Annotated in this window: 12 protein-coding genes and 1 pseudogene; 7 read left to right on the forward strand and 6 right to left on the reverse strand. The window is 59.7% G+C overall.

Annotated features, from left to right (window positions below):
• Window positions 1-188: 188 nt before the first annotated feature.
• Entirely contained in the window at window positions 189-749 is a 561-nt protein-coding gene (locus M3461_10315; GenBank protein MDQ3774714.1) for a hypothetical protein, read from the forward strand.
• Window positions 750-945: 196 nt separating this feature from the next.
• Here the strand turns inward: M3461_10315 and M3461_10320 are convergent, their stop codons facing one another.
• The 3 genes from M3461_10320 to M3461_10330 all read right to left on the reverse strand — a co-directional run bounded on the left by M3461_10320 (window position 946) and on the right by M3461_10330 (window position 3536).
• A complete protein-coding gene (locus tag M3461_10320; protein MDQ3774715.1) occupies window positions 946-1128 on the reverse strand; it encodes a hypothetical protein in 183 nt (60 codons plus the stop codon).
• A gap of 398 nt (window positions 1129-1526) precedes the next feature.
• Window positions 1527-2222 carry a transporter gene (locus M3461_10325; protein MDQ3774716.1) on the reverse strand — a complete coding sequence of 232 codons (696 nt, stop codon included), beginning with the start codon at window positions 2220-2222 and terminating at the stop codon, window positions 1527-1529.
• Between the two features lie 651 nt (window positions 2223-2873).
• A complete protein-coding gene (locus M3461_10330; GenBank protein MDQ3774717.1) occupies window positions 2874-3536 on the reverse strand; it encodes a C39 family peptidase in 663 nt (220 codons plus the stop codon).
• Window positions 3537-5067: 1531 nt separating this feature from the next.
• Between M3461_10330 and M3461_10335 the strand changes: the two genes are divergently transcribed.
• From M3461_10335 to M3461_10350, 4 genes are all read left to right on the forward strand, one after another.
• Window positions 5068-5556: a hypothetical protein gene (locus tag M3461_10335; protein MDQ3774718.1), complete on the forward strand. Its 489-nt coding sequence runs from the start codon at window positions 5068-5070 to the stop codon at window positions 5554-5556.
• A 494-nt stretch (window positions 5557-6050) separates the two neighbouring features.
• Window positions 6051-7238: a UvrD-helicase domain-containing protein gene (locus M3461_10340; protein ID MDQ3774719.1), complete on the forward strand. Its 1188-nt coding sequence runs from the start codon at window positions 6051-6053 to the stop codon at window positions 7236-7238.
• The gene (locus tag M3461_10345) at window positions 7204-8271 is read left to right on the forward strand and encodes a UvrD-helicase domain-containing protein (GenBank protein MDQ3774720.1); all 1068 of its coding nucleotides are present in this window, start codon (window positions 7204-7206) and stop codon (window positions 8269-8271) included. The genes M3461_10340 and M3461_10345 overlap by 35 nt, the downstream gene beginning before the upstream one ends.
• On the forward strand, window positions 8268-8531 hold the full coding sequence (locus M3461_10350) for a hypothetical protein (protein ID MDQ3774721.1): 264 nt from the start codon (window positions 8268-8270) through the stop codon (window positions 8529-8531). Before M3461_10345 ends, M3461_10350 begins: the two co-directional genes overlap by 4 nt.
• Window positions 8532-8547: 16 nt before the next feature.
• Here the strand turns inward: M3461_10350 and M3461_10355 are convergent, their stop codons facing one another.
• On the reverse strand, window positions 8548-8736 hold the full coding sequence (locus M3461_10355) for a hypothetical protein (GenBank protein MDQ3774722.1): 189 nt from the start codon (window positions 8734-8736) through the stop codon (window positions 8548-8550).
• 10 nt (window positions 8737-8746) lie between these two features.
• Between M3461_10355 and M3461_10360 the strand changes: the two are divergent.
• A pseudogene (locus M3461_10360) lies at window positions 8747-8887 on the forward strand (PIN domain-containing protein).
• Between the two features lie 63 nt (window positions 8888-8950).
• On the opposite strand, the gene M3461_10365 reads toward M3461_10360, so the two are convergent.
• Both M3461_10365 and M3461_10370 read right to left on the reverse strand, forming a co-directional pair.
• Window positions 8951-9394: a type II toxin-antitoxin system VapC family toxin gene (locus M3461_10365; GenBank protein MDQ3774723.1), complete on the reverse strand. Its 444-nt coding sequence runs from the start codon at window positions 9392-9394 to the stop codon at window positions 8951-8953.
• Between the two features lie 45 nt (window positions 9395-9439).
• Entirely contained in the window at window positions 9440-9832 is a 393-nt protein-coding gene (locus M3461_10370; protein MDQ3774724.1) for a VOC family protein, read from the reverse strand.
• A 390-nt stretch (window positions 9833-10222) separates the two neighbouring features.
• On the opposite strand from M3461_10370, the gene M3461_10375 reads away from it, so the two are divergent.
• On the forward strand, window positions 10223-10363 hold the full coding sequence (locus M3461_10375; protein MDQ3774725.1) for a hypothetical protein: 141 nt from the start codon (window positions 10223-10225) through the stop codon (window positions 10361-10363).
• Window positions 10364-10928 lie beyond the last annotated feature (565 nt).

Raw genomic sequence — 10928 nt, forward strand, 5'->3', positions numbered from 1 at the left:
CAGCAGGTAAGGGGTGTCACGATCACAGGGACGGAAATGGCTCATGCGCGCTCGCTCATCGGAACCCTGACCGATCCGATCCCCTCGCGCTTGAAAAGTTCCACGCTAAGTCCGACAGGCTGCTAGGACTCCCGGGGGCTCGTCCTAGGGCCGTGGGGAACAACCATTTTAGAATTAGGAGGTTCACCATGAGCAAGTCGTACTACAGATCCAAGCTGGCGGCTATGGTCGTCACCGTCATTGCGCTTTCGTTCGTGCTCCCCGACTCGGCGGTTGCGGAGACCGACACGGTGGCCAAGGCGATCAGCTCGGCGAGGGTGAGAAGGATCGCCAGGGGCGTGGCGAACGAGGAGATCAATAAAAGGGCGCCGGGGCTGTCCGTCGGCAGCGCGGTCAGCGCCCAGAGCGCGAACACGGCGAACACCGCGAGCAGCGCGAACCCCGTCTTGTTCGCGCGCGTGGCTGCGGATGGTACCGTGGATCCGGCGAACTCGAAGGGGGTCGGCTCGGGGAACGTAACAGCGCCTGTCGCGGGTGTGTACTGCTTCTCAGGCCTGCCTGCCATCATGGGTGGCCAGGTAACCCCCGACCTCACCAACGGGCTGTTTAGCGAATTCGGTCAGTTCGGGTTCGGTAACGCGCTTGGCAGCTGCCCGCCCGCGACGCAGTTCTTCGTCGCGATCCTCGGTCGGGACACCGCCGGCGTGTTGTCAACCGTCGCCGGGCCTTTCTTCCTCCACCTGTACTAGTAGCGGGTCGGCGGCATAGCACCTGGGTGTGCGCGTGGGGGCCGGCTCGCGCCTCCCAGTCCTGCGCCACGGCTTTCGGGCCATCCAGCGACGAAGGTACCGTGGGCCGTTTAGCCTGAACGACGTCCCCGGATCGCGTTGTGCTCCATCCGGGCTAGGCTTGCTTCGATGCGGGCGCGTCCCACTTCTGCCGATGTCAGATCGGGCGGTCTCGCCGCGCGGGTACACCGAGCCTCTGCTCCGCGTAGCTGCGGAAGGCGTGAGCCGCCTCGATGAGGACGGTTGTGAATCGTCTGGCGACATCGAGGGAAGCCGCGAGCGCGTCGAGGTCATCGACGTACTCGTGCACCAGCCGGTTACGCAGCCCCCTCGCGCCCAACCATTCCTGGGTGTCGCGGATGATCCCGAGGCGCTCGGCGCGGTTGACGTTCTCAACCGCCGTCCCGGAAGCTCTCCCGCTACGCGCAGAAAAAGGGGCAGGAGCCTGTCGCTCAGGGTATCTTGCAGGCGGGAGAACTTGGCTCCGAAGGACTCGAGGCGATCGATCCCTTCCGGCGTAGCGAGCTGTTTCGCGAGCCATTCGCGGTCGACGGCTCCGGCGCGGAAAAGGGCATACAATTACCATACCCTATCCAGGAATCGTGCGCAATGCTAGTAGGCTCCTCAGGCCGTATTGCTGTCACGGAACCAGCTCCATTATGAAACACCGGTGTAGTCGCTACAGCGTTCTGTACTGGACGGTAGAACAGAAGGCCCCGACCCTTAGAAGTCCTTCGATTAAAATGGAAGGGGGAAACGTCCTTCAAGCCCCACCGGTACATTGATCCCCACCAAGAAATCGGCAGCCTCGTCAGTCAGACCAAGGCCTACAAAGGGCTCCACATACACTCGCTTCGCCAGCTGCACGGTGGTCGTAAACTGCAGGCTATTGATGTCTAGTCCGGAACCGCCGATCTCATTTCCGTTTATTTCTGTGCGCCTAATCGCCGCACCAGCCATCGCCATGGAAAAACTCACCCGGTCATTAAGTGAGAACCCCATGCCGATTGAATAGGGAATCTGGTCCCCGGGATCGACATCCTCTTGTTCCAGGGTCCAGGTGTATCCCAATGAGCCGAAGAGCACCACGGGATCGATGGTCTTGACCAGCGACACCCCGGTTCCCACGTTCCAATGCCCGGTGCCCAATCCCCGATCCTCATCGCCTGTGTCGGCTTTGGCATTCACGTTCAGGGTCACCTCCGGCAGCCCCCGCTCTTCATGTATGGCTGCATATCGGAATGCCCAGCTGATATCCCCTAATCCCACACCAGTCTCCCGGGTGAAAGATGGGGATGAAGCAGTAGAGGGAACTGGTCTAATGTCACGCTCTTGTTCGGTGTAGACCAATGGGACGCCAAAATTGAATTCCAGGTCCTCTGCCAGACCATACCGAATCAGTAAATTTGTACTCGCGGAGCGAAATCTAAACATGGGCCCCAATGGACTCACATGACTGGTCTCAGCCTCGTGGGCGTAAGACGCCCCAAACTCTAATTGGATCTCCCCAGGCCTGAATAAAAGCTTTTGGGCGCGTAAAAACTGGTCCAATTCCCTTTTGGCCTCCTCCGCCTCCTTGCGGCGGTCGCCTTTCGCGACTTCAAATTCTTCGCGCTCAGATCGGCCAACCCTCTCTTGAGATGAGGGGGGCGCACTAGCGACCGGTTGTTTCTCCCCGGTTTCTGCAGGGGCAGACTTTGATTCCGCCGTAGCCGGTGCTGCTTCTAACAGCCGCTGCATTTGGCTTTTGAGGGTTTCCACCTCTCGTTTAAGTCTCTCATAATCCGTCTTGGGGACATAGTCATCCATTCGGCTGTCTGTCGCAGACGAAACCTTCTTGACACCGCCATCGATATCCGGCCTTCTATCTCCGCTCCCAACAGCAGCGCCCGCGTCAGTGTCTTTGCCCAGATGGATCAAGATAAGACCCACCAAGACAAAGGCGATAAGCACGTGAAAGACGGTCAAAATCGTATGCCTTTTTCCTCCTGCGTCTCGGCGGACTGGCAAATGGCGAGAAGCTCGTGCGCGTTTAGCGAGGGTCCTGTTGCTCCTTTTCATTCGTCCCTCCTTTTGGCTGAGAAGCTAGCGAGGACGCACTCGTAGAACAAGGTTTACGGTGGACGACGCTGCCTCGTCCCCCTGGTGGGCCATTCGGCGCAAGCCGGGTGAAGGATAATCGGTGCTCCGAGACAACGTTAAGGGATAATGCGTGATTTTCTCTTCTCCCGCCTTGCCCAGGATAAACACTACTCCGGCCCACTCATCCAAAAAACGCTCTATGCTCATGCGCAGATTGCCGCGTCCCGGATCGGCCAAATAGACACGATCCCCAGCCACTCCCCGGAGCACGGCAAAATGATAGTAGCCTAATGGCCGGACATGAACGATCACAGGGGCCAGCAGCTGTGGAAGTTGGTCAACGCTCACCTTAAAGCCCGCGGCCTGATAACCCTTGTGTTGAGCCACCACTTTGAGATCTAGGAGGGAAAACCCAATCCTTGTCTTGCGGGCTCGCTCCTCTTCAGTCATCGTTTCAAGCCGGGTGTTAAGCAACTCCAGGATCTCCTTTTCTGAGGTATCCTCCCCATAATAATAAGCCATGAGAGTAGCCAGCGCCGCCGCCCCGCACGAGTAGTCCAGTTGCTGTTTAACGATATATTGGTCGCGAAGCTCTTTCAGGGTATGACGCTTCACGATGGTCTGCTGGGCGCTGGTGGGAACACTCCAGGCGGCCTCTTCGGCCACACTCACGCCATTTATGACAGGTTGCAAGATCAGTACACACCCGAGAAATCGCCCTGCCCTTATCATGCGCTACCCACTATTCCAAATGCGTATCTTATGGATAAACTCAATCTCTATCGCGTCGAAGCCGCACCCACGCCCTCGACAGGGTGGACTTCTGCCGTCTCGGGGGGGCACCATCGCCATGAGCGTCTTGCCGGGTGGCGACAGCCCTCTACGCGGCCATCACTGCCTGTCGGGACAAGGCCAAAAACGGCGCAACAGAACTGGACAACGCGCTCACCGAAGCGGCACGTGCCTTGCGTCGGTGACAAGGTTAACCACACTGGAGTGCTGGGCAAGAGCGCGTTTGCCGTTCGCTCGTTGAATACGGGTTTAGGGTCTTACGGCACGCTTGGCTGTCCTACCCAGTGTGTCCCCCCACCCACGCCACGGGGGCACCGACCCGGTCCATGAAGAGCGGAGAGCCCTCGACTGCATGAGGGCTCTCCGGGGAACAGGGCGGACCCCAGCGGGCGGTCAAATGGCCGGTGAGAATACTTCCCACAAACCCGCCGGGGTCCGCCGGGACATTACCTTACGGTCCCGCCGGGGGGATCGGGAGCGTCGGGGCCACGGGCGGGGCGGTCGGGAACGTATCCCCGGCGAATCCGTGAACCTGTAGGAAAGTCGCGGCCGTTACGGGTAACGCATTGGCAACCGCGAAAAACGCGGCGGGCGGGAGCGCTGAACATAGCGCAACCCCAGTCTCGCTAGCCGCGGTGAGAACAGTGCAGGTCTGCCCCCCTTCCGTAGCGGCCAACACCCCGTCCTGGAGGGGAGCTGGAGCAGCTCCTTGTAACCCCTTGAGGGCATGGAAGTCCGCCGCCATGGCGGGGGCGGCCGACAGGGCGACGGCCAACGCACTACCTAACAGTGTGGATTTGATCACTGGTATTTCTCCTCGATCAAGGCCGAATCGCGGCTGGGTATGACACCCCGTGGGAACCATACCCCGGCCCTTCATCGGCGGGTTCTAAGGAACGGAACGTATGATTAGGTTCTCCCTGCCGGTATATTTCGCCTCCCTCGAAAGTAATATACCCTATCCCTCGAAAGTAATCTAGCCTATCCAGGAACCGTGCGCAATGGTTGAAGGACAGGAAGTTCAACGCGGTTTTGCAATCGGTACTGTTGCGTCGGACGGGCTGATCGGCGATTGGGTGGTCCGCGTCGGGAAGGGGCGTTTGGGCTAGACCCCGGCTGGGTTCTCGATGGCGGTCGGGGCTGTGGGGTGACGCAAAAAGGATAGGAAGTTCAATGCGGTTTTGCAACCGGTACTGTTGCGTCGGACGGGCCGGTCGGTGATTGGGTGGTCCGCGTGGAGGGGGGAAGGGCGTTTGGGCTGGCCCCGGCTGGGTTCTGAATGGCGGTCGGGCTGTGGGGTGGCGCAAACGCGAGCCCCCGAGCGCCGGGACGCGAGCCCACGGGTGCCGGTCAAGTCACCTTGGCCGGCCCATGGGCACTGAAGACACCATCAGAGGAGGACGTCATGCAGCGCAGCATTTCCATCTCAGCGTCGATCCCGCCGATTTCCATTCGCCCCGCTTCGCCGCCTCGCGTTGCCCCGGGAGTCCGGCTCAAAGTAGCCAGAATCGTCTGGGCCGCGGCGCTCATCGCGCTGGGTCTCGGTCCCACCTCGGTGATGGCGGAAGACAAGCCTACTGTGCTGCGGCGCAGTCCCACGAACGGTCTCTGGACCGGCGCAGGGACAGAGGTCCATGCCCACAGCAAGGCCACCCGCGATCTGGTCGCGCTCCATGGCGAGTATCAGACGTATCTCGAACAGCCGCAAGCAAAAGCTCGAGGGGCGTCGGGATTTCGATCGGCGAACGTCTTGGCGCGCATCGCCGCGGGGCATGTGGTCGTCGATCTGGTGAGCTCCGGCGATCCCGAGGCCCTCGCGGCGGATCTGGAAGCGTGGGGCTCCAGAACGCGGCGGTGTTCGGACGCATGGTCTCGGGCCGTCTGCCGATCCTAGTGTAGTGTCCCTTGAATAACTTTACAGATTATCCCTTCTTGTTTTTCCCTCGGGGGTCCCATGTGAGGACTCCCACTTTTCGAGCTGCGTCCGTTCAGCCGTTTCAACTCGATCGACAGCCTCGTGTTCGGCATGACCGTAAGCATAGCAATTGCCAGAGAATCTGTCAAGTTATTTAAGGGACACTCCACTAGGAGAGAAAGGTCTCGTCAAGAAGCTCTAAGGTGAGCAGAGGCAGAACGGGTGCGACTTCGGCGGGAGGCACAGCGCAAGCAGACCGAGGCGAAGCGTAACGAACTACTCCAGGAGATCCGGAAACGACTTTGCAGTGACTTTCTCAGCGCTGCCTCCTACTTTCGAATCTCGCGCACCGACTTGATCTCTGTAGCTGAGTTCGAGCAGGAAACTATTTCCTTTGTGAAATCGTGGGTGGCTGAAAACGCCGCCTCTCCAGACCAAAATGGCCAGAGGTGCCTGCCAGACAACGAGCAGCGATGGCCATTGCAGCAGTACACGGCCACGTCCAAGTGGTGGCCCGCGCTGGCAGCGGAAAAACGGCCACATTGATCAACCGCGCGCTATTTCTCCTGAAGCACTGCGGCGTCGCTCCCAGTGAAATGCTTCTACTTGCCTTCAACCGCAAAGCCGTCCTCGAGATGCGGAGGAGGCTATTGGGGTTGCTGAGCGAGGTGGGCGAAGCAGCGGTAACCGCTGACGTTGATCGTCGGATTCGCGAAGTCGGCAAACACAAGAGGATCGATACGGACAAAATCGAGGCTAACACGATTGATGCCATCGCGAAACAACTAAACGTCACACTGCCCCACGTGATGACCTTCCATGCGCTGGCCTACGCAATAGTGCATCCAGAGGAAAGCCTTCTCTACAATGGTTCCGAGGGGGAATCCCAAGGACTGAGTCGCGTGTTTCAGCAGGTGATCGACGATTACCTTCAAGTACCCGCTGTCAAACAGCAAATCCGCCAATTGATGCTTGCCCACTTTCGGGAAGACTGGGACCGCATCGTTGAGGGTTGTTACGACAAGAGCAAGGACGAACTCCTACAGTTCCGTCGCTCCCTGCCCCGGGAAAGCCTGGAAGGAGAGCCCGTCAAATCATTTGGCGAGAAAGTGATCGCGGACTTCCTGTTCGAGCATGACATCGCCTACAAGTACGAGCGTAACCATTGGTGGAGCGGCATCAACTACCGTCCGGATTTCACCATTTTCCAGACATCCAAGAGCGGCACCATAATTGAGTATTTCGGCCTCACCGGCGACCCCGATTACGACGAGATGTCCGAGGAAAAGCGTGCCTATTGGGACGCGAAGAAAGACTGGACGCTGATCGAATTGTCCCGCCAAGACATCGTGGCTGGAGGGAAAGAGTCGTTTATCGTGCTACTTAGAGAATGCCTCGAAGCACAAGGCATCCACTGCGTTCGATTGTCCGAGGATGAAATCTGGCATCGAGTCAGACATAGAGCCATCGATCGATTCACGATGGCGATGGTCGGATTCATCGGCAGGTGCAGAAAGCTATCCTTGTCCCCAGCAGAACTGCGCTCTCTCATTGAAAGCTACTCGCCGCTCTCGCCTGTCGAGGAGATGTTTCTCGAGCTGGCACACCGGCTCTACGCTGCATACCTTGATCGCCTCGGCGACTGGCGAGGAAGACTTTGATGGGCTGATGCAACGTGCAGCCGATGGAATCGAGGCCGGGCAGACATTGTTGCAAAGGAAATCCGGAAGAGTGGACCTCGCGTTGCTGCGCTACGTTTGCATCGATGAGTTCCAGGACTTTTCTGAGCTCTTCCACCGACTGCTCAACGCGATTCGCACACAAAACCCGCAAATCGAGTTGTTCTGCGTCGGCGACGACTGGCAGGCGATCAATGGGTTTGCCGGATCGGATCTGAGATTTTTCGAGAACTTCACAGATTACATTGGTGAGTCGCGCCGCCTTTACATTTCGACCAACTATCGATCCTCCAGCGCGATTGTTGCCGTTGGCAATGCGTTGATGGATGGACTTGGAAAGCCGGCAATCGCACACAAGAAATCCGCCGGAAAGGTCCTCGTCTCTGACCTCAGCGAATTCGAACCCTCCTTGCTTGAGAAACAACGGCATCGTGGCGACGTCATCACACCTGCGGTGTTACGCCTCGCCAGTCAGGCGCTCGCCGAGGGCATCGATGTGGTGATGCTGAGCCGTCGAAACGCTATACCATGGTTCGTGAACTATCAGGATCAAAGAGTTGGCGATGGCCGGGGTCTCGCCCGCTACGTCGATTTCGTCCGATCCTTTTTCTCGAAGGGTCTAAAAGAACGAATCACAATCTCGACTGCCCACAAGTACAAGGGGCTTGAGGAGCCTATGGTAATCCTGCTCGATGCGGTCGCGCGCAGCTATCCACTGATTCACCCCGACTGGGCATTTCTTAGAGTTCTCGGGGATAGTCCTGAAACTATCACGAAAGAAGAGCGACGACTCTTATACGTCGCGTTGACGCGAGCCGTAGAAAGGCTGGTGATCATTACAGATGGAAGAAGTAAGTCGCCATTCCTTGAAGAAGTGGAGCGCAGCCAGTCCCCCGGTGCGATCAATTGGACGGACTATCCTCCTGTTCGTGACGTAACGAGTCGTTTCGTCGTAATAGTTGGGAACCAGGATCGCCGAGGGGGAGCCCCGACCTTTGCCATCAAGACCTTGTGAAAGCAACTGGCTATCAGTGGCAATCAACAGGCTGGCCCGGATGGGCCAAGAGCTTCCCGGCAGAGGGCTTCAGTATTGAGAGCATTAAGGCAGAGGTGTGGACAGGACCAGCGGATGGAATTGAAGTTCGAATTGTTGACGACACTGACACGCTTGCTGCCCGCTTCCTGATTGACGCCGGTAACTGGCGCTGCGTGGTCGACCAGTTGGAAACTCTGGACGGTACGGTCGTGGAACCGAGCGTGGACGCACAGGTGTGAGTGAAGGGACTGAAAGCTACCGTGCTACTGCCCGGCCGAGCAACAACGCATCGTGCGGCTCCTGATCGACACAGTGATCGTCTCGCCGAGCGGCCGGCAGCCGGGGCAGTTCCGAGGCGCCGGCGTGCTCCTTGTTGTCCGGAGCCGGCAAGTAGTAGTAGCGGTAGAGCCGCTCGTTCTTCTTCGGCGTGGACCACGGCGTCAAGGCCCGCCCGGATGACGGGGATGTGGTGGCAGCCGCCGTCGACAACGGTGCAAATCTGATTGTGACTTTCAATCTCAAGGACTTTCCGCCCGACATTCTCAAACGCCTCAATTTCGGGGCCGAGCATCCGGACGATATCATCGCGGATCTCGGCCCGCAGCCGGACGACTTTGTGCCACGGCGTGGTGTTCGCTTTCATTCAATGCGTTTGCCCCTACGGCTTTGCCCAGTTCTCGATCTTCAATCCCGATATCCGCTCGTGATGGCGTTTGTTGTTGGTCACAAGCACCGCCCGCAAGCTGCGCGCGTGCGCCGCGATCAGCAGATCCGTGTTGCCGAGCGGCTGTCCCTTGGTTTCCAGCTCAACTTTCATTTCGGCATAGGCATCCGCGGCGTCCCGATTCCAGTCGAGCGCGGACACATGCCGAAGAAAGGCGCCGACTACGGTCCAATTGACCTTCGCGTTGGACGAGCGCCGCACGCCGAACATCAACTCGGCATAAGTCACGACCGAGATCGCCTGACTTTCGAGCAGTACCGCGTTCATGCGCTTGCGCACTGCCTCTGGACGGTTGCGGATGACATAGGAACAGATGTCCGTATCGAGCAGATAGAGCGCGATTAGAAAAGGCGCCGCTCCTGCGGCGCGGATGTGCACCTCTGTGACGTCGGCCTGACAGTGCGTCCCACCCTCAGCCTTCCTTCACGTAGCATAGGTGATCGCGGCGATCACGGCGCCTTGGGGGTCTTGGAGCATGCAAAAGCGTCCGACCTTGGGGATGTCCGTCGGTGGGACCAAGGTCTTGGCGCCGAGCGCTTCGGCCTTCCTCGCCGTCGCATCGACGTCCTCGACGGTCACGTAGGTCCCCCAGTGGGGCGGCGCGTCGGAGGCGCATTCGGGGGGCCGCTTCATGATGCCGCCGATGCCCGCGCCCGCGCCGCCCGCCTTGATGACGGTATAGGTTCCCCGGCCCACGTCCATGTCCTCCAGCGTCCAGCCGAAGAGCGTGCCGCAGAAGTGCTTGGCGGCCTCGGGATCGGGGGTCATGAGCTCGCACCAACTGAAAGCGCCGTGGGTCTTGAAGGGGTCGTTCATAGCGTTTACTCCTTGGACGAAATGGGCCACGGAGATGGCGTTACCCGCGCCCTGGCGGTGTCGCGGCCCTAGCCACCGCCTAGCAGCCTATCGGACTCAGTTTGAACGGTAAAGCGTCGGCGCAGGTGTTGAGCACGACCATCGTTGGTCGAGCGGTCATGGATGCTGTACGGACGGTGAAATGATGAGGATCGGATCGATTCCTCCCCGGCTTTCAACCCTCATGCATCGGCCAGGCCGCGAAGTCCGGGGATGCGGAAGCCGCCCGGAGCCTTAGTTCGCGACCTGTCAACAGCATCCCCGAGCGTGCACGCTCACGATCGTTGGGCGGAGGCCTCCGGCCAGCCGCCGCAGCGGCCCTCAACGACCGGGTCGCAGAGGACCGAGAGGATGAGCTTCCGGGTCTCGGGCGGACGCCGGCGCGGCGTGATCCAGATCGCTGGCGGCGCGGCTCCGGCAGACGAAGAGGAGGAGGGGATGTTCGAGGACGAGGAGGGGAGTCCGAGCCGGGCAGTCTCGATGCGCTTCTGACCGACCTCGTTAGCGCCCCTCGCAACGATCTGCTGGTCGGCCGGACGAGCTTCCGCCGCGCCCCCATCGTGCTGATCCAGGACCGGGTCGTGCTCGCCTCCGACCGACTGCGGCTAACCATCGCGCGGTGCCGCTAGCCTGCGGTAGCGCGTGGGCCGGCGCGATCGCTCGGCGTCCTCGGCCTCACGCAGATCCTGGACGCGCAATCGCGCCTTACGATGCATGACGAGCGCGTAAAGGAAGGAGGCGAAGGCGCCCCCGCCCGCAAGGAGCACGGACAGGGGAGGGAGATCCCCGGTTCCCTCCCCTGTGTTGCGGGGGAGGGTCAGGGTGGGAGTAAAGGCGCTGCCGTCGGGAAGAAACCTTGGTCAGCGATCCGCCGGCCGACCCCCCACCCTCACCCTCCCCCGTCCGCAAAGAGCGCGGACTCCCCTGTGTAGCGGGGGAGGGTAGGGTAATGGTATGGACTCCTCCCCTCCCTAACGGCATCGTGATGTGCCAGAGTGGAAGATGAAACGACCACTTCAACGACTGGTCTTTACCCACAAGTTGATCGAGCACAAAG

Source organism: Pseudomonadota bacterium, assembly GCA_030860485.1.
In the GTDB taxonomy this organism is placed as follows: Bacteria; Pseudomonadota; Gammaproteobacteria; order JACCXJ01; family JACCXJ01; genus JACCXJ01.